Below are 21,294 nucleotides of genomic sequence, written 5' to 3'. Positions count from 1 at the left end.
AGGAGTTGGCGAAAATGACGGTCTCGTCCGAATTGTCCAGCGCGGCGTGGGCTGCGAGTTTGCCCGCCTCACTGCGCGGCAATCTGGTTGCTCCCGAGGAGGCGTACTTCCGTCACGTCGACGCCGGGGACGCGGACTGCGCCATCCCCGCGATCTCGACCCAGATCTTCCGCTGCCACGTCGATCTCGCCATGCACCGCACTCCCGGCATTGCGAACGTCCGAGTGCATCATCCCGAGGACGAGTCCGGCCTGGGCGCCGCCGTGCAAATGGTCACCGACGATATGCCGCTGCTGGTGGAGTCGGTCACCTCCTCGCTGAGCCGCATGGGCGTCAGCGTGAGCGAGGTGGTGCACCCCATCTTCGAGGTGACCCGCGACGGCGAGGGCACACTCGAGACCGCCGTCCCGCACGAGGTGGACGGCAACGGCGCCACCGGATTACGCGAATCCTGGATGCACGTGCAACTGCATCCCTCCACCAGTCGCGAACTGCTGGAGCGGGTGGGTAGCACCCTCACCGACGTGCTCACCGACGTCCGCCGCGTCATCGAGGACACCGAGGCCATGCGCGCGGCCCAGCAGCACGTGGCCGAACAGCTCGACGCCGCCGTGAAGCACGGCGCATCTCCTTTCAGCGCAACCGATCTCGGCGATTGCGCCAATCTGCTGCGCTGGCTGGCCGACGGGAACTTCACCGTCCTCGGCTACGCCCGCTACGAACGCACCACCGTGGACGGGCAGGCGAAATCGGTCATCCTGCCGGAAACCAGCCTCGGCGTCCTGCAGCCCCGGGTCGGCACCGATTTCCGAGTCCCCGACAACAGCGGTGACCAGCCGCTGCTCATGCTCACCCAGGGCCTGGTCCCGGCCACCGTGCACCGGGCGGTGTACCCCTACTTCGTCGGCGTGGCCGAGATCGACGATTCCGGCGCCCTGCGCGGCGAGCACCTGTTCATCGGCGTCTTCACCGTCAATGCCCTGCACGAGAACGTGCTCGACATTCCGGTCATCGCCCGCCGGGTGCGTTCCATCATCGAGGCCAGCGGTTTCGATATGGACTCCTTCTCCGGTCAGGAGATGCTCGAGGTCATCCAGTCCTTCCCGCGCACCGAATTGTTCTCCTCCGACGGAGAAACCCTGCGCCGCACCGCCAGCGCGGTCCTGAATGTCGGTATGCGCCGCCAGGTTCGGCTGTTCATGCGCATGGACGGCTACGGCCGCTTCGTGGCCTGCATGGTCTACCTGCCGCGCGACCGCTACACCACTCGCGTGCGCCTGGAGATGCAGGACATCCTGGTGCGCGAACTGGGCGGCGTCTCGATCGACTACTCGGCACGCGTCTCCGAAAGCGACCTCGCCAGTGTGTATTTCACGGTGCGCCTGCCCGACGAGGCCGCCGTCGCCGATACCGCCGAGCCCAACCGGCTGCGCATCCAGCATCTGCTCGCCGAGGCCAGCCGCACCTGGGAAGACCATCTGCGCGATGAGACGCAGACCTCCACCGTGCTCGAGCCCTCCGTCGTCGAGCGTTATGCCGACGCCTTCCCGGAGAGCTACAAGGAGGATTTCCCGGCCGGGCGCGGCCTGGCCGATATCGTCCGGCTGCAGCGGCTGCGGGATGGCGGCATCGATCAGTACCTGTACCGCGATGCCGACTCCGAGCCCGGCTCTTGGCGTTTCACCCTCTACATCGGTGGCAAGGGCATCTCGCTGAGCCAGGTGCTGCCGGTTCTGCAGAGCCTGGGCGTGGAGGTCATCGACGAACGCCCGCACCAGCTCGAGCTGGAGGGCGGGCCGGAACAGTGGATCTACGACTTCGGTCTGCTCGCCCGCCCGGAACTGCTGCGCAGCGCCCTGGACCAGAGCATGGACGCCCAGCTGGTGGAGTCCTCGGCCCGCCTGGACGTGCTCGACGACCAGGTGCGCGGTTTGCGCGAGGGTTTCACCGAGGCGTTCGAAGCGCTGTGGTACGGCCGTGCCGAGGCCGACGGTCTCAATGAGCTGGTGCTGCGCGCCGGGCTGCACTGGCGTTCGGTATCGATCCTGCGCGCCTACGCCAGATATCTGCAGCAGGCGGATTTCCCCTATTCCCAGGCGAATATCGGCCGTGTGCTGCTCGCCTACCCGGATGTGGCGCGGCTGTTCGTGGACCTGTTCACCGCCGTATTCGATCCCGATTCCGCCGACGAGAGCCATGCTGCGGATCTGGAAGCCGCGGTGCGCCGCCGCATCGACGATGTGGTGAGCCTGGATGCCGACCGCATCCTGCGCGCCATCCTGAGCCTGATCAAGGCCACACTGCGCACCAACTACTACGTCACCGATGCCGAGGGCCGGTCGCGGGATTACCTGTCGTTCAAGGTGGAGCCGCATCAGATCGCCGAATTGCCCAAGCCGCGGCCGCAATTCGAGATCTTCGTGTACTCCCCGCGGGTCGAGGGCGTGCACCTGCGCTTCGGCCCGGTCGCGCGCGGCGGGCTGCGCTGGAGCGACCGCCTGGAGGATTTCCGCACCGAGATCCTGGACCTGGTCAAGGCGCAGGCGGTGAAGAACGCGGTCATCGTGCCGGTCGGCGCCAAGGGCGGGTTCGTGGTCAAACAGCCACCGGCGGCCAGCGGGGATCCGGTCACCGATCGGCAGTCCTTCCAGGCCGAGGGCGTGGCCTGCTATCGCACCTTCATCTCCGGTCTGCTCGATGTCACCGACAATGTGGACCGCGCGACCGGTCAGGTCATCCCGCCCGCGCGAGTGCGCCGCCGCGACGGCGACGACACCTATCTGGTGGTCGCCGCCGACAAGGGCACCGCCACCTTCTCCGATATCGCCAATGATGTTGCCCAGCAGTACGGTTTCTGGCTCGGCGATGCCTTCGCCTCCGGCGGTTCGGCGGGCTACGACCACAAGGCCATGGGCATTACCGCCCGCGGCGCGTGGGAGAGCGTCAAGCGGCACTTCGCCGAAATGGATATCGACACCCAGGGCGAGGATTTCACCGTCGTCGGCATCGGCGATATGAGCGGTGACGTGTTCGGCAACGGCATGCTGCTCTCGCGGCACATTCGCCTGGTGGCGGCCTTCGACCACCGGCACATCTTCCTGGATCCGAATCCGGACGCGGTGAGCTCCTTCGCCGAACGCGAGCGCATGTTCGCGCTGCCGCGCTCGTCCTGGGCCGATTACGATCGCTCGCTCATCAGCGAGGGCGGCGGCGTGTGGGACCGCACCGTGAAGTCGGTCCCCATCAGCGAGCAGGCGCGCGAGGCGCTCGGGCTGGCCGCCGACGTGTCGGCGCTCTCGCCGCCGGAGCTCATGCGCGCCATTCTGAAATCGCCGGTGCAACTGCTGTGGAACGGCGGTATCGGCACCTACATCAAGGCCAGTACCGAGACCAATGCCGAGGTCGGCGACAAGTCCAATGACGCGGTGCGGGTGAACGCGAACGACCTGCGGGTCAAGGTCATCGGCGAGGGCGGCAATCTGGGCGCCACCGCGCTGGGCCGCATCGAGTTCTGCCGCCACGGCGGCAAGATGAACACCGACGCCCTCGACAATTCGGCGGGCGTGGACTGCTCCGACCACGAGGTCAATATCAAGGTCCTGCTGGACGGTGTGGTCTCCAGCGGTGAGCTCTCGGAGAACGAGCGCAATCCGCTGCTGGCGTCCATGACCGACGAGGTCGCCGCACTCGTGCTGCGCGACAATGTGTCCCAGAACTATCTGATGGGCATGTCGCGGGCCGAAGCGCCGCGCATGCTCAATGTGCACCAGCGCGTCATCGACGATCTGGTGGACCGCCGCGGCCTGGACCGCGACCTCGAGGCGCTGCCCAGCGATATCGAGATGAAGCGCCGCCTGGAGGAGGGCGCCGGGCTCACCTCGCCGGAGCTGTCGAACCTCATGGCGCACGTGAAGCTTTCGCTCAAGGCCGACCTGCTCACCAGCGATCTGCCCGATAGCGCGTACTTCTCGGCGCGGCTGGTGCAGTACTTCCCGACACCGCTGCGCAATCGGTTCGGCGCCGCCATCAAGCGGCATCGGCTGCGGCGCGAGATCACCACCACCATGCTGGTGAACGAGGTGGTGGATCTGGGTGGCATCACCTACGCGCACCGGCTCAACGAGGAGATCGGGGCCACGGCCTCCGATGCGGTGCGGGCCTTCACCGCCGCGACGCAGATCTTCGGGCTGCACACCATCTGGGATCGCATTCGCGCCGCGGAGATCTCCACCGGGATGAAGGACGCCCTCGAGCTGGAGACCAAGCGCACCCTGGACCGGGCCTCGCGCTGGCTGCTCAACAACCGGCCGCAGCCCGTCGCGGTGGGCGCCGAGATCCACCGCTATGCCACCGAGGTGCACCGGCTGGCGCCCAAGGTGCCGGGCTGGCTGCGCGGGCATCACATCGACACCTTGAACGAGCAGTCGCAGGCCATTATCGGTAAGGGCGCGCCCACCGAGCTGGCGACCGAGGTGTTCGGGCTGCTGAACCTCTTCCCCTTGCTCGATGTGATCGATATCGCCGATATCACCGATCGCCGCGGTGAGGAGGTGGGTGCGCTGTACTACGCGCTCAACGACCACCTCAAGATCGACTGGCTCTTGCAGGCGGTCAGCCACCTGGAACGCGGCGATCGCTGGCGCGCACTGGCCCGGCTCGCGCTGCGCGACGATATGTACGGGTCACTGCGTTCGCTGACCCTCGATGTGCTCTCCGCCGGTGACCCGGAGGAGACGGCCGAGGAGAAGATTGCATACTGGGAGTCGAAAAATCAGTCCCGGCTGGGCCGCGCGCGTAGCGCCCTCTCGGAACTGTTCGAGTCCGGAACCCACGACCTGGCCACGCTGTCGGTTGCGGCGCGGCAGGTGCGCAGCATGGTGAGCGGGGTGGGTGCGCAATCGGAGGTACCGCGTTGACCAGTGTCGGTTCGCTGAACGGGCATAGCAAGTCCCTGGACGGGCAGATTTCGGCCCTCGAATCGGAGGAGCAGGCGTCCGGCATGCCCAAGCGCTTCCACACCAAGGTCGAGGTGCGCTGGTCGGATATGGACGCCTTCCAGCACATCAACCACGCTCGCATGGTGACCCTGCTGGAGGAGGCCCGGATTCCGTGGCTGTTCCTCGACGACCGGCCCACCGTGGGCCTCAAGACCGGTTGTGTGCTGGCCGATCTGCGCGTGCAGTACAAAGGCCAGCTGCGGCACGAGGATTCGCCGCTCGATATCTCACTGTGGGTCGAGCGGCTGCGGGCCGTGGACTTCACGGTGGCCTACGAGGTGCGCGCCGCCGCGGCCGATCCCGCCTCGCCGCCCGCGGTGATCGCCTCCACCCAGCTGGCCGCCTTCGATATCGAGACCCAGCGCCTGCGCCGCCTCACCACCGAGGAACGCGATTACCTGTCGCTGTGGCTGAACGACTGAACCGAGTCCCGTGACAGTGACGTCCGAACTCACCCTGCACATCCCGGATCCGGCGGAACGGGAGAACCTGGCCACCTTCGTCTCACACGCGGTGCGCCTGGATCCCGCCGCCGTCATTCGGCTGCGCCGCCGCGGTGACCGCTACGTATCCGCCTGGGCCGCCACCGGTTTCGAGGCCCTCGCGGTGCGCACGGTTGTCGGCGCGCTCGGCACCGACGATGTGACCGTCGGCGGCGATATCGTGCTGTCCGGCTTGCACGGCCCCGAACCCGGTACACCGCTGGAGCTCGGCTACCGCATGGACTCCGCCTGGCGTTCGGCGCTGCCGCCCGAATCCGGATTCGTCCACGTCGACGATGTCCCGGCGCGCATGCTGGTCGAATTGGCCGAGCGCGGAGCGGAATTGGCCCAGGAGCACTCCTCCGGCCACGGCCCGCCCGCCTCCCTGCTGGACCAGACCGTTCTCACCGTCTCCAATGCCGGTGAGAACGTCGAAGTCCCCATGCGAGTCGTCTTCGCCCTCGCCGCAATGGATTTCATCCCGCACGGCGGCGAGAAGACCGATTCCCGTCGCATCTCGGTGGACGAGATCGTCCGAGTCCGAGCCGCCCGCACCTGGCTGCGCCTCGACGCCCGCTACGGCTCCGTCGCACGCCGCCGCGGCCAGGCGCTTCCGCTCCTGACGAGCTGACCCGTACCGGCCATCGAGATTCCGATGGCCGGTATCGCACCGCCTATTGGTCGCGCCATCGGCGTCCAACTACCTTGGCGGCATGAGCGATACCGCGATCGTGAGCGAATGGATAGAGCTCAAGGTCGGCGATACGGTGCTGACCGCGTACCTCGCCCGGCCCGAAACCCCGGGTGATTACCCGGGAGTCGTTGTCGGACACGAGATCTACGGCCGGCACGAATCCGTCGTCGCGGCGACTGAGCGCCTGGCGGCCCTGGGCGCGATCGCCATTCTCCCCGATCTCTTCCATCGCGTCGCACCGCGCGCGGAACTCGAATTCAGCGTCGATCGCGACCGCGGCCTGGAACTCCTGCGCACCCTGCGCCGCCCCGAGGTCCTGGCCGACATCTCCGCCTGCCTCACCGAACTGCACCGGCACGGCGCCACCTCGTCCAGCATGGTCGGCTTCAGCGCGGGTGGCCACGTAGCCTATTACGCCGCAACCCAACTCCCGCTCGCCGCAACGGCCGCCATCTACCCGGGCTGGCTCACGAACACCGACATCCCTTTGTCGACACCCGAACCAACCGTCCGATCCACCTCCGGCATCACCGGCCGGATGCTGCTCCTGTTCGGCGGCGACGACCCGCTCATTCCCGCAGATGCCCGGGAGTCACTCGCGAATACGCTGCGCGCCAACGCTATCGACCATGAAATCGTCGTATACGACCGCGCACCGCACGGCTTCCTCTTCCCCGGCCGCGACTCCTACCGCGCGGACATCGCCGAAGACGCCTGGAAGCGCCTGGCGAACCTGCTGAACCGCTAGATCCTCTGGCCCGACAATCGCGTCGACCTGCCGGTCGGCGGGGTGGCCGAGTTGGTCAGTGCAGGCCGAGCAGCCGCAGTCCCGCGGTGGTGACGGCGGCGGCCAGGATGACGGCGAGCAGTGGGGCTTTTCGCCAGGCCAGGACGGCGGCCACGAGAACGCCTGCGGGGAGGGCGATTCCGACCTGGCTGTCGCCGGAGGGGATGAGGGTGGTGACGGCCAGGGCGGTGAGCAGGACTACCGAGGCGATCTCGAGGAGTTTGACGGTGCGGGCGGAGACCTTGACCCGGCTGCGGAGTACGGGGCCCGCGAAGCGGAAGGCGTAGGTGCCGACGGCCAGGGCGCACACGCCGAGCAGCAGGGCCTTGGTCATGCGGAAAACCTTCTTCCAGTAGGTGGTTGGACTGCGCGGTGATCAGGGGGCCGGATAGATTACGCCGGTTCCGCGGTTGCGGGTTCCGGCGCGGCGGCCGGTTCGGGGTCGGCGCGGCGGGCCACCAGGAGGACGGCGGTCAGGGCCAGCAGGACCGGAAGGCCCGCGCCGAGGAATGGCGTGGTCACCGCGGCGACCGCGGCGCCCGCGAGGGCCGCGATGCGCGTCTGCGAATCGCTGAGCGCGGGAATGACCAGGGTGATCAGCACCGCGGGGAAGACGGCATCCAGGCCGAAGGCATTGGGGCCGGGGACGATCGAGCCGAGCAGGGCTCCGATCGCGGCGCTCAATGGCCAGGCGGCGAGCACGGACAGGCCGCAGAGCCAGTACGCGGCGCGACGACGGCCGCGATCGGGCTGAGCCAGCGCCATGGCGACGGATTCGTCGTTCATGATCTGCGTACCGACCAGGCGACGCCATCCGGTGCCGACGACATCGGGGACCGACAGGCCGTAGGGCAGGTGGCGGGCATTGACGAGCAAACCCGCCAGCACCGCGGTGATGAGCCCGCCGCCCGCGGTGACAATCCCGATGAACACGAACTCCGACCTGCCCGCCACCACGGCCAGGCTGAGCAGAATCGGCAGCCACGCGGGCAACCCCGCCGTGACGGCCGTGGCCCCGTAGGAAATGCCGATCATGGCGACTGCCAGGCAGATCGCCGCGATACCGGTCAATACACCCCGATCCAGTGTTCGCCATATCGAACGCATGTTGCCTATAATGAACGCATCGAGTCCGAATAGTCAAAGGGGTACGGCAGCGAGCCGGTACTGTGTGAAGCCATAATGATCCAGCACGAGAGCTCGGCGACTGCCTCGCCGCAGGAGGCGATCGCGGCCGCCTTGCGTCGGGAGCGTGCCCGTTCGGGGCTGTCGCTCACCGAGGTGGCCAAACGCGCGGGTATTGCCAAATCCACGCTGTCCCAACTGGAATCGGGGTCCGGTAATCCCAGTATCGAGACGCTGTGGGCGCTGTGCCTGGCGCTCGGTATCCAGTTCTCGCAATTGCTGGATCCGCCGCGGCCGCAGGTGCAGGTGATCCGGGCCGGTGAGGGCGCGCAGTTGGCTTCGGCGCAGGCCGAGTACCGCATCACACTGCTGTCGGCCGCGCCGTCGAATGTCCGGCGCGACATCTACCGCATGACCGCCGAGCCCGGGCAGCCCCGTCGATCCGATCCGCATGCGCGGGGCGTCATGGAGCATGTGATGCTGTGCGCGGGCCATGCCAGGGCGGGGCTCATGGATGCGCCGGTCGAGCTGCGCCCGGGGGATTACATCTGCTATCCGGGCGATATGCCGCATCTCTTCGACGCGCTCGAGCCCGGCACCTGGGCCATGCTCGTCAGCGAATACAGCTGACGCCGCCCCGTCAGGCCGCGCCCTCGCCGAGGTACTGCAACCAGGTCGGGTCCAGCTCCGAGCTGGAGGACAGCAGTCGCCAATGCGGGCCCTTGGGCGATTCCAGGGCGTGCACCAGGGTCCAGCCCAGTTCGCTCAGCAACTTGTCCGCCTTGCGGTGGTTGCAGGGCGCGCAGGAGGCGACGCAGTTCTCCCAGGTGTGAGGCCCGCCGCGGCTGCGCGGAATCACATGGTCGATGGTTTCCGCCTTGCCGCCGCAATAGGCGCAGCGATATCGATCGCGATGCATGAGCGCGGCGCGGGTCATCGGGACGCGGGCGCGGTAGGGGACACGCACGTAGTTGCGTAATCGGATGACCGAGGGCAATGCGACCGAGGTGCCGGCGGAATGCACGACCGGGCCCTCGGGATTGTCATGGACGGTATCGGCCTTGTCGCAGATCAGCAGCACGATGGCGCGGCGCGCGGACAGGGCGGTGAGAGGTTCGTACGTTGCGTTCAACAGCAGGACGCGGCGTTTGGCCCAGCTGGAACCGGTGGAGACTTCGGGCGGGCGATGCGCGTGATGATCATGATGCGCACCCGGATGATGATCGGACAAAACATGCAGCGGAATGGCCCCCGACCCACGATTGTGGACGTCGGCGGGCTGGAGTTGTCGATGTGTCCGCGCCTCATGCCTGGCGCTGTGCCGCTGCTTCATGGGCATACCCCGAATCCGTATTCGTCCGATGGGTGCTTCGTCTCGGCAGACTGCCACCCAGTTGACCATGGAAGTCCCCAGAATGCACGGTGATTTTGCAGATTCTCGGGCACAAACGGGTGAACAGGACGTAACCGGGCCCGCCGCGACCGCGCCGGTCCCGATGCGGGGGTATACCGGGGACGAAGTGGGGACGCGATGAGCCGCATACGCGAGATGTGGGCACAATGGTTGGCGTGACTTCCGGTGAGCAGACGACGACCTCCTTCTATGACGCGGTGGGGGGCGCCGCGACGTTCGGTCGGATCGTCGCGGCCTTCTACCGGGAGGTCGCGGCCGACGAGGTTTTGCGGCCGCTGTACCCCGAGGAGGATCTGGGTCCTGCCGAGCGGCGGCTGCGCATGTTCCTGGAGCAGTACTGGGGCGGGCCGCGGACCTACGGCGAGGAGCGGGGGCACCCGCGGTTGCGGATGCGGCACCATCCGTTCAAGGTGGGGCCCATCGAACGGGACGCCTGGCTGCGGGCCATGCACATCGCGGTGGCCGAGATCGAGCCGGAGGTGCTCGACGACCAGCATCGGAAGCAGTTGCTCGACTACTTCGAGATGGCCGCCAATTCGCTCATGAACTCGCCCTTCTGAATTCGTAGGGCAGAAGCTCAAGCCGCCCAGACGGTTTCCGGTTCAACTTCGGCACAGCTGACGATTTGCTGAATCTGGACAAGTGTCGTCTTTGCGGCCTCGAGCGACGGTGTGCTTTGGCACCATTACGGCTGTGACCGAAACATCCGCCGGGCCGGGGGCCGCGGCTGCGCAGGCAATGCCGTGGTGGCGATCGGCCGTCTTCTATCAGGTGTACCCCCGTTCGTTCGCGGATTCCGACGGCGACGGCGTCGGCGATCTGGGCGGGCTGCGCGAAAAGCTCGGGTACCTGGAGCTATTGGGGGTGGACGCGCTGTGGATCTGCCCGGTCATGCGCTCGCCCATGGCCGATGGCGGTTACGACGTCTCCGATCCGCGCGATATCGACCCGCTGTTCGGCGGGATCGCGGCCCTCGACGCGGTGATTTCCGAGGCGCACGACCGGGGCATGCGGGTCACCATGGACCTGGTGCCCAACCACAGCAGCGACCGGCATCCGTGGTTCCGGGCAGCGCTGCGGGCGGGACCGGGCAGTCCGGAACGCGCCCGCTACCACTTCCGTGACGGGCGCGGCCCCGATGGCGCTGCGCCGCCGAACAATTGGCCCAGCATTTTCGGCGGACCCGCCTGGACCCGCGTCATCGAGCCGGACGGGCGGCCGGGGCAGTGGTACCTGCACATCTTCGCCGCCGAGCAGCCCGATCTGAACTGGGACAATCCCGAGGTCGCCGCCGATTTCGAGCAGACCATGCGGTTCTGGCTGGATCGCGGGGTGGACGGGTTCCGCATCGATGTCGCCCACGGCATGGCCAAGCCCGAGGGCCTGCCCGATATGGCGCACCCCAACTCCAAGATGTTCGGGCACGACGATGACGACCCGCGCTTCAACAATCCCGGCGTGCACGAACTGCATCGCCGACTGCGCAAGGTCATGGACGAATACCCGCACGCCGTCGCGATCGGCGAGGTGTGGGTGGACGACAACACCCGCTTCGGCGAATACGTCCGCCCCGACGAGCTACATCTGGCATTCAATTTCCGATTAGCCGAAACGGCCTTCCATCCGGACAAGATTCGCGCGGCGGTCGACAATTCGCTACGCGCGGTCGCGGGGGTCGGCGCCAGTCCCACCTGGACGCTGTCCAATCACGATATCGAGCGCGAGGTCACCCGCTACGGCGGCGGCCCCGTCGGGCTGGCGCGGGCGCGGGCCATGGCCCTGCTCGAACTGGCCCTGCCCGGCAGCGTATTCATCTACAACGGCGCGGAATTGGGCCTGCCCAATGTCGACGACCTGCCCGAGGCGGCGCTGCGGGATCCGGTGTGGGAGCGGTCCGGGCACACCGAACGCGGTCGCGACGGCTGCCGGGTGCCGCTGCCCTGGGAGGGCAACCGGCCGCCCCTCGGTTTCACCGCCGGTCGCCCGTGGCTGCCGATGCCGCCGTACTGGGCCCAGCTGACCGTGGAGCGGCAATTGGAACGCCTGGACTCCATGCTGTCGCTGTACCGCATGGCCATCGAATTGCGGGCCGTGCGTCCGGGATTCGGCGTTCCGGGCCTGGAGTGGTACGGCAGCCCGCCCGGCTGCCTGGCCTTCCGGCGCGGCGGCGGACTGCTGTGTGTGCTGAACACCACCGACGCCCCCGTCCTGCTGCCCGCCGGTGATGTATTGCTGGCGAGCGCCCCGATTACCGCTAGAAAACTTCCGGCAAACTCTGCGGCCTGGCTGATCTGACCAGCGACGCGACGACACGAGCGTGGGCTCGCTCACCGGTCTACGATGAGGATCCGGGCATCGATTACCGTTGTGCCGTGAGCATTCTCCAGACAGTGCTGATCTACGTCGGCATCCCGGTTGCGATCTATCTGGTGATCGCTGGATTGTCGTATCTCGGCAAGCCGCTGCCGGGCAAGAAGCCGGATCACTATGAGCTCGGACAGCAGTGGACCCAGCCGCCGGTGCTGTGGAGCGCAACCGACGAGGTGACCGGCGCCGGTCATCACGATGTTGCTGAGTCGTCGCATGGCAATCATGCGGCTATTGAATCCGCCGAGGCGGACCTGATCGGAGGCCGGGCAAGTGGCAAGTTCTAATTGGCCCGCGGTGAACGCGGCCGACCTACCGCACGGCTACGCCATCACCACCAGCGGGCGCGTGTCCGGCGTGCACGAGGCAGGCGACGTCTTCAACGAGGTCCCCTTCACCGACCACGAGCGCCTGCTCATGGACAACGCCCTCACCGACGCCACCCGCGCCACCAAGGTCCGCTTCAACGTCTTCATCGGCGACCTCGGCCAGGACTCCGCCACCGGCGCCGACGCCCTCTTCCCCGGCACCCCCGAGGCCACCCGCTCCGTCCTGCTGGCCGTCGACCCCAACACCGGTTCCATCGAGGTCCGTTCCGGCCGCGACGTAGCCGAACGCGCCAACGACCGCGTCTGCCAACTCGGCGCCACCGCCGCCCTGAGCTCCATCCGCCAAGGCGACCTCATCGACGGCCTGGTCTCCGCCGTCCGCGTAATGGCAGCCGCCATCGGCCGCATCTGACCGGCCAACTCTCGTGGGATACCCCAACTCTCGTGGTCTTTCAGGGGCTACGCCCCTGAAACCCCGGGAGAAGAGGTGATTTCAGGGGTTCCACCCCTGAACCCCGGGGGCCGCGGCCCGCACCCGAACACCAGGGTGGCGGGCTGATTCCGTTGAGCCCACACCCGGTAGCGGGTGTGAGCGCACGGTTTGCTTGTACGCCCAGAGCGTAATGGCGGGTGCGGGGGTTGCTGTCGCCTTAGGCTCGGGCTATGTCCGAGCCTGCTGTTCCGGCCGCGCCGGAGTTTCCGCGTCTGCGTTCGATTCCCGGGGGACGGGAGGAGCGGCCGCGGGAGGAGGCCGGGCGGGAGCCGTTGTGGCGGGAGGTGCTGGGGGAGCAGTTGCGGGCGTTGCGGCAGGAGCAGGGGGAGAAGCTCATTGAAACTGCTGGGCGGGCCGGGATTTCGCCGCAGCATCTGTCGGAGGTGGAGCGCGGGCGGAAGGACCCCTCCAGTGAGATGATCTCGAATCTTGCGGGGGCGTTGGGGACTACGCTGGGCGATCTCACCGGGCAGGTCGCCGACGAGTTGCGCTGTCAACGGCTGGCGTCCATCACGCGGCCGCCCGCCGGATACCGGCCAACTGGTCCTGTTCTCATGGCGCTCGCCGCTTAGCTCATCGACCGGGAAATGGTGGCGGCGTTTGCCGAGAAGGTCCCGCCACCAGTTCCCGGTCGATGGTGTTTCAGATCAGCGCGGACCCAGGATCTGGTCGACCAGGCCGTAGGCGAGGGCTGCTTCGGCGGTGAAGACGCGGTCGCGGTCGGTGTCGCGGCGGAGGGCTTCCGCGGACTGGCCGCTGTGTTTGGACAGGATCTGTTCGATGGCGGCTCGCATGCGGACGATTTCGTCGGCCTGGATGATGAGGTCCGGGATGGTGCCGCGGCCACTGGCGGAGGGTTGGTGCAGGACGACGCGGGCGTGCGGGAGCATGGTGCGGCGGCCCGGGGCGCCACCTGCCAGCAACACGGCTCCGACGGCAATGGCCTGGCCCACGCAGGTGGTGACCACGGGGGAGTTGATGTGCTGCATGGTGTCGTAGACGGCGAGCATGGCGGACAAGTCGCCGCCCTCGCAGTTGATGTAGAGGTTGATGTCCTGGCCCGGGCTGTCGGCGTCCAGGTGCAGGAGTTGGGCGATGAGGGCATTGGCTACGCCCGCGTCGATCGGGGTGCCCAGGTAGACGATGCGTTCGGTGAGCAGGTGCGAATAGACGTCCATGATGCGCTCGCCGCGCGGGCGCTGGGCGATGACATTGGGGATGGTGCAGCTGGTCATCAGGAGATACCTACCTTGTGGCGTTGCGGGACGACCTGCCAGAAGGAGTCGACGATGCCGTCGATGAATCCGTACTCGCGGGCCTGGGTGGCGGTGAACCAGCGATCGTGCAGCGAATCGTCGTAGATCTGGTCGAAGGGCTGGCCGGTGTCCTCGGCGATGAGGCCGAGCACGGTCTGCACGGTGTAGCGCAGATCGTCGGCCTGGACCTCGACCTCCACCGCGCTGCCGCCGATGCCCGCGGAACCCTGATGCATCAGGATGCGCGCGTGCGGCAGGGCGAAACGCTTGCCCGGGGTTCCGGCGGAAAGCAGGAATTGCCCGGCGCTGCACGCCAATCCGAGCGCCAGCGTGGACACGTCGCACGGCACCAGGCGCATGACGTCGCGGATGGCGAGCATGGCCGGAACCGATCCGCCGGGCGAATGGATCCACAGCGAGATCCCCGCCTCCGGATCCTCGGTCGCCAGGGTGAGCAACTGCGTCATGAGCAGCGCCCCGTTGTCGTCGTCCAGCGCCCCGTCGAGCACCAGAATCCTTCGGCTGAACAGTTGTTCGTGTGTGCACCAGTTGAACATCGGCTTGTTGTCTCCCATGAATCCACCGTGCCGCAGCGGCGCCCCGGATTTCGCCCCACGCTGCTGTGAGCAGATCCGCTCACGGCAGCGTGGACGAAAGAGCAGGTCAGAGTGCTGACCGATGATCGCGCATTACACCGCACACCTCGGCCAAGTCGCCCATCATCGCGGCAGCCCAGCAGGCGTAATCATGACCGCCTGTGTAGACCTGCAACCGGTTCCGAAAACCCCTGTCCGACAGCAGATCCTGGAGCCGGTACAGGTGCTCGGTTAGCAACCCCTCGTTCGAACCGGCAGCGATCTGGAGGCGCACCGGCCCTACCGTCGCTTCCTGAAACTGCTCGAACAGCCAGGAGGTCGAACTGTCGGAGTAGGTATTCGGATTCACGCTCCCATCCGGCCGCCACCACACCGACGGCGACTGAGCCAGCACGGTCCCATATGCCTCCGGTGTCCACAACGCGGCCGCCAGCGCGGTGTGCCCCCCAAGACTCTGCCCACACAGAATTCGCCGTTCGCGCCCCGCCCACTCCGCCCCGCGAGATTCGACGAACGGAATGAGCTCCTCCGCCAGCATTCGAACGAACTGCTGATCAGCCCCCAACTGCCGCATTCGATCCTGTGGCGCAGCAGGCGATTCCACGCCGACGACACCGATCGGCGCGCACCGCCCGGAACCGACTGCCGCGTCGATGGCCGCAGGCAGATTGAAATCATCGAACCAGCGCTGCGCATCGAGCAGCACCAGCATCGGCAGTCCGCCCTCCGGAATGGGCGCAGCCGGAAGGTATTGCCGAATGCGATAGGCGTGATCGCCAGCAGTCGTGGAGAATTCAAAATGCGGATTGTGTCCCGGCCGCGACCGCATCCATGTTCGCCCACTCGGCAAGCGATGGCGCCGAAGGCAACTCGAGCACCGACCCGAACCCTCGCCCGCTGGAACTCTCAGACCCCGGATTGTGTGGATCGGCCACCGTCCGAGCCATGAGCGCCTTGGCATCGAGATGAGCGGGAACCCCATTGCCGAAGAACCGATCCCACTCGCCGTACGGATAGAACCGATAACTGCTGCGCAGCGCGGCCGGGAGTTCGAAAGTGACGAACCAAATATCGGTATCCGGTATCCGCCGCATCATCCCCGCTGCCACGCGCCCCTTGTCGGTCAGCCGATTGACCAGTGCATACACCCCCGCGATCGGCTCCCGTTCCCGCCACAGCAGCGTCACCAGCCGACGATCCGCCTCCCGCCTCGGCTCGATGAGCGGCGTTCCACCCCTGCCGATCTCGTCCCAGAACTCATCGACAGCCGCACCGCGCCGCCCCCGCACCGCATGCAGCAGTCCCCGCAGCCGAGGGCTATCCATCAAGGCGCCACCTTCCCACGGACCGTGTGCCGCTGCCCGCGCGGTGTGCCTGTTCGGCGTCCGGTGGTGTCGGCGAACCGGGTGTCGGCGGCCAGCAGCGCGCCCTCCAGCGAGATCACCGGGAACGGCATGGCCACAGAGACTTCCGTCGTGTCTCGACCCAGCTCGCGGAGCGCGGGGTGGTTGGCGGGTGATATCGCTGTGGTTCGGCCCGACCGTGAGCGGGGTTGGGGGCTGTTCATGGGCTGATCCTGGCGCGGGAAATGGGTACGCCCCCTGCGGGTTTCGCAGGGGGCGTGACCGGGGTTTGCTACTGCTGGTCGAAGGCGCGGGCGCGGAGGGAGCGTTCGATTCCGGCCTTGCCTTCCACTACCAGGCGGCGCAGGGCCGGGGGGTGGTCGGCGGAGAGGAATTTGTCGGCGATGGCGACTGATTCCTCGGTGATGGACCAGTGGGGGTAGAGGCCGACTACGACGGTTTGGGCTACTTCGCTGGAGCGGCGTTCCCAGACGCCGGGGATTTCGGCGAAGTAGCGTTCGGTGAAGCCGGACAGCAGGTGCGACTGGCCGACGGGGGCGAAGCCGCTGACGATGGCGCGGGCGGTGATGTTGGGGACCGCGTCGTCGTGCATGACGGTGGCCCAGGCCGATTCCTTGACGCCGAGCTGGGGGCGGGCGGTGCGGGCCGCGGCGGCCTGGCGGCGGCCCGCGGCGGTGGGGTCACGTTCCAGTTCGGCGTCGATGACGGGGGATTGGGGTCCGTCGGCGTCGATGTCACCTGCCGCGGCGAGGGCCTGGATGATGCGCCAGCGCAGGTCGGTGTCGACCGTGATACCGGGCAGGTTGGCGGCGGTGAGATCGCCTTCGAGGATCTGACGCAGCGCCTCGACGTGGCGGACGGCCAGCTTGGCGCCGGTGAGGGCGTTCACGAAGGCCAGCTGGTAGTCCGAACCGGGTGCGGCGGCGCGGGCCAGGTCCAGGAGGCGGTCGGCGAATTCAGGCCAGCCGGTGGTGTCGGCCCAGGCCGGGTCGGCGTAGCTGGACAGGGCGGTGTGGGCCTGCATGAGAAGGCGCTGCACCACGCCGATCTCGGTTTCCTCGCCGACGCCGCGCTGCACCAGGGCCACGAAGTCGCGGGCGCGCATCTCGGCCTGGCGGGTCATCTCCCAGGCGGCCGACCAGGCCAGCGTGCGGGGGAGCGGTTCGGCGATATCGGCGATGCGGGCCACCACCGTCTCCAGCGAGGCCGGGTCCAGGCGGACCGAGCAGTAGGTGAGGTCGTCATCGTTGACCAGCACCAGCTTGCCCTGGGCGACGCCGACCAGCTCGGGCACCGCGGTGCGCTCGGCCGGATCGATATCGAGCTCGACGCGCTTGGTGCGCACCAGCTTTCCGTCCTGCTCGTCGTACACGCCGATGGCCAGGCGGTGCACGCGGCGCTCACCGGCGCCGGGGGCCGCGCCCTCCTGGATGACGCTGAAGGTGTCGTAGTTGCCCTCGGCGTCCACGGTGAACTCGGGCCGCAGGATGTTCAGGCCGGTGGTCTTGAGCCACTGCGCGCCCCAGTCCGACAGATCGCGCCCCGACGCCTTCTCCAGCGCGCCCACCAGATCATCGAAAGTGGCGTTGCCGTAGGCATGTTCGGCGAAGTAGTCGCGCAGACCCGCCAGGAACGGCTCCTCACCCACATAGGCCACGAGCTGCTTGAGCACCGAAGCGCCCTTGGCGTAGGTGATTCCGTCGAAGTTCACCTCGACCGCCGCCAGATCCGGGATGTCCGCCGCGATGGGATGGGTGGAGGGCAGCTGATCCTGTCGGTACGCCCAGGACTTCTCCACATTGGCGAAAGTGGTCCAGGCATTGGTGTATTCGGTCGCGCTCACCTGGCACAGCACCGAGGCGAAGGTGGCGAAGGACTCGTTCAGCCACAGGTCGTCCCACCACTTCATGGTGACCAGATCGCCGAACCACATGTGCGCCATCTCGTGCAGCACGGTCTGGCAGCGGCGCTCGTAGGACGCGCGAGTCACCTTGGAGCGGAACACATAATCCTCGAGGAAGGTGACCGCGCCCGCGTTCTCCATGGCGCCCGCATTGAATTCGGGCACGAACAGCTGGTCGTACTTGCCGAAGGCGTACGGCACACCGAAATTCGCGTGATAGAAGCCGAAACCCTGCTTGGTTTCGGTGAAAAGCCTTTCGTGGTCCATGAATTCGGCCAGCGACGCACGGCAGTAGATGCCCAGCGGGATATCGCCGTGCTCATCGACGTAGGTGTCGGTCCACTTGGCGTACGGACCCGCGATCAGCGCCACCAGATAGGTGCTCATGCGCGGCGTGGTGTCGAAGGTGTGCTCCACCACCGTGCCGATGGTGCGCGTCGAGGTGGTCGCGCCATTGGAGATGACCTCCCAGTCCTGCGGCGCGGTGACGATCACGTCGTACGTGGCCTTGAGGTCCGGCTGATCGAAGCAGGCGAACATCCGCTTGGCGTCGGCGGTTTCGAACTGCGAGTACAGGTAGACCTTGTTGTCGGTGGGATCGACGAACCGGTGCAGGCCCTCACCGGTGTGCGAGTACTCGCAGTCGGCCTCGACCACCAGCTCGTTGCGCTCGGCCAGTCCGGTCAGGGCCAGGCCCTCGGACTCGTCGTAGCCGCTCACGTCCAGCGGCGTCCCGTTCAGGATGGCCGACCGCACGCCCGCGCCCACGATATCGATGAAGGTCCGCGCACCCGCGGTGGCCGTGAACTTCACCGTCGAGCGCGAGAAGAAGGTTTCACTGCGCGTGGCCTCGGCGCTGGTGGGCTGCCCGGTCAGATCCAGTTCGACGCGATAGTTCTCCACCTGGACCGTCGCGGAGCGTTCGATCGCCTGCTCGCGGGTGAGATTCGGTGCGGACAAGGGGGCTCCTTCGCTCTCGGAGAACTGTGCCGTGCGTTCACGCAGCGGTGCGGGCGACGCTGCCCACCGTCATGCGGTGCGCCCACCCGGACCCGGAACGCGGTGTTCACGCGATGCCGCGGGCGCGACGTTGCCCAGCTTGCCACGTCGCCGGAGCCCATGGCTGCGTTGTGGTCGCCGATGGCCGATGCGCGCCAGGTACCGGCACCACACGTCGGTAGGCTGTGCGGCGGCAGCGCCAGCATCCAGTTCGAGGAGGACCGTTGAAACACATCCACGCCGGTAAGGTGCGCGACCTGTACGAGGACGGCGACGAGCTGATCCTGGTCGCCTCCGATCGGGTGTCGGTGTACGACGTGGTGCTGCCCACCCCGATCCCGGACAAGGGATCGATGCTCACCCAGCTGTCGAACTGGTGGTTCGAGTTCCTCGCGGACGTGCCCAATCACCTGATCTCCACCACCGATGTGCCCGCCGAGTTCGGCGCCCGCGCCGTGCGCGCCAAGAAGCTGACCATGGTGAAGGTCGAGTGCATCGCCCGCGGCTACCTGACCGGCTCCGGCCTGGCCGAGTACAACCGCACCGGCGAGGTCTCCGGTATCGCGCTGCCGCCGGGCCTGCGGGAGGGCGACAAGCTGCCCGAGCCCATCTTCACCCCGACCACCAAGGCCGAGGTCGGCACCCACGACGAGTTCATCACCTTCGACGATGTGGTGAACCAGGAGGGCAAGGAGGTCGCGGAGAAACTGCGCGACCTGACCATCGAGGTGTACTCGCGCGGCGCCGAGCACGCCGCCGCCCGCGGCGTCATCATTGCCGACACCAAGCTCGAATGGGGCTGGGACGGTGACGTTCTCACCCTGGCCGACGAGGTCCTGACCTCCGACTCCTCCCGCTTCTGGCCCGCCGACTCCTACGAGCCCGGCCGCCCGCAGGCCTCCTTCGACAAGCAGTTCGTGCGCGACTGGTCCACCTCGACCGGCTGGAACAAGGAGGCCCCCGGCCCGGAGATTCCGGCCGAGATCGTCGAGGCGACCCGCCGGAAGTACATGCAGGCCTACGAACTCATCACCGGTCGCAGCTGGAGCTGACCGGCGGTTCCCGAAGCCACGGCCGCGCATCCCCACGGGCATGCGCGGCCGGTGTCGTTCAGGCCGGAACCCGCTCCAGCGCAACGAATTCGTCGACGTAACCGAGCGCCCGCAGTTCGAGCGCGGCGAAGTGGGCGTCACGCGCGGCGCCCGCCACCGCCTCGCCGATCGACAGATTGCCCTCGGCGTCGAGGCGCTGCGGCCGCTCCTCGGCGTCGGGCAGGATGGCGACGGTGGATCGGGTGAACCCACAGTAGTAGGCGATACCCGCGCTGAGCTGGTTCTCCAGCACCTCCCGCATGGCCGGAATGATGGCGTCGTCCTCGGTCGCGCCCGCCAATCCCAGCCACAGCATGCGCTTTCCGGCCAGTCGCGGCTTGCTGCGACCGTAGGCGAAGCCGTAGCTCCAGACCCGGTCGATCCAGCCCTTGAGGATGGCCGGAACGTTCTGCCAGTAGATCGGGAACACCGCGACGACGATATCGGCGGCGAGAACGCGGCGCATATGCGCTTCGGTCTCCTCGGAGTAGACCTTCTCGCGATTGCCCCAATCGGGCTGATCGGCGACGGTCATGCGCGGGTCGAAGCCCTCTTCGTGCAGGTTGAGCAGGTCGACCGTATAACCCTGCGCCTCGAGCCGCCGTGCGGTGCGGCCCGCGAGATACGCCGTGAGCGAATCGCTGCGATGGTGTGCGACGACCACGAGGGCGGTGCGGGTTTCGGACTGCGACATGGGCTTTCCTCCTGCGATGCGATCTTGTTCGGTAGATCCAGTACATCGGGAAATCCATGGACGTTCCATGGGTGAAAAGCTCCGATCGATAGGAGATCGTCTACGCTCGAGGTGTGGACCCCTTGAGTTGCTTGCTGAGCGGCATTCGCGCCGAAGGCTCGGTCGTGACCTCCGCGGTGCTGGACGGCCCGTGGACCATTCACTTCGCCGACCGTGCCCCGCTCACCATGATCAGCGTCTTCCGCGGCGGCGGCACCCTGATTCTCGCAGACGGCACCCGCACCCGGATCAGCCTGGGAGACACCGCGATCGTGCAGGGTCCCGAACCCTCCCGCCTGGTCGACGATCAGGCCTCGCTCACCGGACCGAACACCGACTACGAAATCTCCTGCTTCACTCCGGATTCCGACTGCGCCGGTGAGTAGCTGCGCGGAATCCACTGGGGCACTGCACAACCGGATGCGACCGCCTTGATCGTGGGCGCGTATCAGGCCCCCGCCCGCCGCCACGACCGGCTGCTGCGCGCGCTGCCCAAGGTCCTGGTGATCAGCGAGGAAACCGAGGTCTGCCCCTGGCTGGAGGCCGCCGCCACCGATGCCACCGCCCGCAGCGCCGGATCGCAGGCCATGATGGACCGCCTGCTGGACTGGGGCCTGGTCTGTACCCTGCGCACCTGGTTCGAGCAGGCGGGCGCGGATGCCCC

21 protein-coding genes and 1 pseudogene are annotated in these 21,294 nt (G+C 67.4%); 12 read left to right on the top strand and 10 right to left on the bottom strand.

What is annotated here, in order from left to right:
* The first annotated feature begins 14 nt into the window (after window positions 1–14).
* From NC4_RS16890 to NC4_RS16875, 4 genes are all read left to right on the top strand, one after another.
* Window positions 15–4,916 carry an NAD-glutamate dehydrogenase gene (locus NC4_RS16890; protein ID WP_067539003.1) on the top strand — a complete coding sequence of 1,634 codons (4,902 nt, stop codon included), beginning with the start codon at window positions 15–17 and terminating at the stop codon, window positions 4,914–4,916.
* A gap of 83 nt (window positions 4,917–4,999) precedes the next feature.
* On the top strand, window positions 5,000–5,419 hold the full coding sequence (locus NC4_RS16885; RefSeq protein WP_067539849.1) for an acyl-CoA thioesterase: 420 nt from the start codon (window positions 5,000–5,002) through the stop codon (window positions 5,417–5,419).
* 10 nt (window positions 5,420–5,429) lie between these two features.
* Window positions 5,430–6,110 (top strand): DUF8185 domain-containing protein, encoded by a 681-nt coding sequence (locus NC4_RS16880; RefSeq protein ID WP_439957514.1) that lies wholly within the window; start codon window positions 5,430–5,432, stop codon window positions 6,108–6,110.
* Between the two features lie 82 nt (window positions 6,111–6,192).
* On the top strand, window positions 6,193–6,921 hold the full coding sequence (locus NC4_RS16875; RefSeq protein ID WP_067538996.1) for a dienelactone hydrolase family protein: 729 nt from the start codon (window positions 6,193–6,195) through the stop codon (window positions 6,919–6,921).
* A 55-nt stretch (window positions 6,922–6,976) separates the two neighbouring features.
* Here the strand turns inward: NC4_RS16875 and NC4_RS16870 are convergent, their stop codons facing one another.
* Both NC4_RS16870 and NC4_RS16865 read right to left on the bottom strand, forming a co-directional pair.
* Complete coding sequence (locus NC4_RS16870) at window positions 6,977–7,294, bottom strand: AzlD domain-containing protein (protein WP_067538994.1); 318 nt, start codon at window positions 7,292–7,294, stop codon at window positions 6,977–6,979.
* Window positions 7,295–7,353: 59 nt separating this feature from the next.
* Entirely contained in the window at window positions 7,354–8,067 is a 714-nt protein-coding gene (locus tag NC4_RS16865; protein ID WP_067538990.1) for an AzlC family ABC transporter permease, read from the bottom strand.
* A 75-nt stretch (window positions 8,068–8,142) separates the two neighbouring features.
* Here NC4_RS16865 and NC4_RS16860 point away from each other — a divergent pair, with 75 nt between their 5' ends.
* Window positions 8,143–8,715 carry a helix-turn-helix domain-containing protein gene (locus tag NC4_RS16860; protein ID WP_067538989.1) on the top strand — a complete coding sequence of 191 codons (573 nt, stop codon included), beginning with the start codon at window positions 8,143–8,145 and terminating at the stop codon, window positions 8,713–8,715.
* A gap of 10 nt (window positions 8,716–8,725) precedes the next feature.
* Here NC4_RS16860 and NC4_RS16855 read toward each other — a convergent pair whose 3' ends face one another.
* Window positions 8,726–9,418 carry an HNH endonuclease gene (locus tag NC4_RS16855; RefSeq protein WP_174566861.1) on the bottom strand — a complete coding sequence of 231 codons (693 nt, stop codon included), beginning with the start codon at window positions 9,416–9,418 and terminating at the stop codon, window positions 8,726–8,728.
* 227 nt (window positions 9,419–9,645) lie between these two features.
* On the opposite strand from NC4_RS16855, the gene NC4_RS16850 reads away from it, so the two are divergent.
* The 5 genes from NC4_RS16850 to NC4_RS16830 all read left to right on the top strand — a co-directional run bounded on the left by NC4_RS16850 (window position 9,646) and on the right by NC4_RS16830 (window position 13,260).
* A complete protein-coding gene (locus NC4_RS16850) occupies window positions 9,646–10,059 on the top strand; it encodes a globin (protein WP_067538986.1) in 414 nt (137 codons plus the stop codon).
* A gap of 178 nt (window positions 10,060–10,237) precedes the next feature.
* On the top strand, window positions 10,238–11,794 hold the full coding sequence (locus tag NC4_RS16845) for a glycoside hydrolase family 13 protein (RefSeq protein WP_067538984.1): 1,557 nt from the start codon (window positions 10,238–10,240) through the stop codon (window positions 11,792–11,794).
* Window positions 11,795–11,871: 77 nt separating this feature from the next.
* The gene (gene ctaJ / locus NC4_RS16840; protein WP_067538982.1) at window positions 11,872–12,153 is read left to right on the top strand and encodes an aa3-type cytochrome oxidase subunit CtaJ; all 282 of its coding nucleotides are present in this window, start codon (window positions 11,872–11,874) and stop codon (window positions 12,151–12,153) included.
* Entirely contained in the window at window positions 12,140–12,607 is a 468-nt protein-coding gene (locus tag NC4_RS16835) for a DUF5130 domain-containing protein (RefSeq protein ID WP_067538979.1), read from the top strand. Before ctaJ ends, NC4_RS16835 begins: the two co-directional genes overlap by 14 nt.
* Before the next feature lie 251 nt (window positions 12,608–12,858).
* Window positions 12,859–13,260 (top strand): helix-turn-helix domain-containing protein, encoded by a 402-nt coding sequence (locus NC4_RS16830; protein ID WP_084529238.1) that lies wholly within the window; start codon window positions 12,859–12,861, stop codon window positions 13,258–13,260.
* 75 nt (window positions 13,261–13,335) lie between these two features.
* Here NC4_RS16830 and NC4_RS16825 read toward each other — a convergent pair whose 3' ends face one another.
* The 6 genes from NC4_RS16825 to pepN all read right to left on the bottom strand — a co-directional run bounded on the left by NC4_RS16825 (window position 13,336) and on the right by pepN (window position 18,767).
* Window positions 13,336–13,923, bottom strand: a complete 588-nt coding sequence (locus NC4_RS16825) for a ClpP family protease (protein ID WP_067538976.1) — start codon at window positions 13,921–13,923, stop codon at window positions 13,336–13,338.
* On the bottom strand, window positions 13,923–14,519 hold the full coding sequence (locus NC4_RS16820; RefSeq protein WP_067538973.1) for a ClpP family protease: 597 nt from the start codon (window positions 14,517–14,519) through the stop codon (window positions 13,923–13,925). Before NC4_RS16820 ends, NC4_RS16825 begins: the two co-directional genes overlap by 1 nt.
* Before the next feature lie 88 nt (window positions 14,520–14,607).
* Window positions 14,608–15,369, bottom strand: coding sequence for an alpha/beta hydrolase (locus NC4_RS16815; protein ID WP_084529237.1), 762 nt, complete (start codon window positions 15,367–15,369; stop codon window positions 14,608–14,610).
* A complete protein-coding gene (locus tag NC4_RS16810; protein ID WP_067538962.1) occupies window positions 15,335–15,865 on the bottom strand; it encodes an enterochelin esterase domain-containing protein in 531 nt (176 codons plus the stop codon). The genes NC4_RS16815 and NC4_RS16810 overlap by 35 nt, the downstream gene beginning before the upstream one ends.
* Window positions 15,865–16,002: a hypothetical protein gene (locus tag NC4_RS40265; RefSeq protein ID WP_157554812.1), complete on the bottom strand. Its 138-nt coding sequence runs from the start codon at window positions 16,000–16,002 to the stop codon at window positions 15,865–15,867. The genes NC4_RS16810 and NC4_RS40265 overlap by 1 nt, the downstream gene beginning before the upstream one ends.
* A gap of 173 nt (window positions 16,003–16,175) precedes the next feature.
* Complete coding sequence (gene pepN, locus NC4_RS16805; RefSeq protein WP_067538959.1) at window positions 16,176–18,767, bottom strand: aminopeptidase N; 2,592 nt, start codon at window positions 18,765–18,767, stop codon at window positions 16,176–16,178.
* Window positions 18,768–19,030: 263 nt separating this feature from the next.
* Here pepN and NC4_RS16800 point away from each other — a divergent pair, with 263 nt between their 5' ends.
* A complete protein-coding gene (locus tag NC4_RS16800; protein WP_067538956.1) occupies window positions 19,031–19,858 on the top strand; it encodes a phosphoribosylaminoimidazolesuccinocarboxamide synthase in 828 nt (275 codons plus the stop codon).
* 58 nt (window positions 19,859–19,916) lie between these two features.
* Here NC4_RS16800 and NC4_RS16795 read toward each other — a convergent pair whose 3' ends face one another.
* On the bottom strand, window positions 19,917–20,591 hold the full coding sequence (locus NC4_RS16795; protein WP_067538952.1) for an NAD(P)H oxidoreductase: 675 nt from the start codon (window positions 20,589–20,591) through the stop codon (window positions 19,917–19,919).
* A 113-nt stretch (window positions 20,592–20,704) separates the two neighbouring features.
* Here NC4_RS16795 and NC4_RS42720 point away from each other — a divergent pair.
* Window positions 20,705–21,262: pseudogene (locus tag NC4_RS42720) on the top strand (cupin domain-containing protein); the annotation flags it as partial.
* Window positions 21,263–21,294: the final 32 nt, after the last annotated feature.

The sequence above is a fragment of the Nocardia crassostreae genome (assembly GCF_001613405.1).
In the GTDB taxonomy this organism is placed as follows: Bacteria; Actinomycetota; Actinomycetes; order Mycobacteriales; family Mycobacteriaceae; genus Nocardia; species Nocardia crassostreae.
Note: the sequence above shows the minus strand (reverse complement) of the source record. Positions and strands in the feature narration are given on the sequence as shown.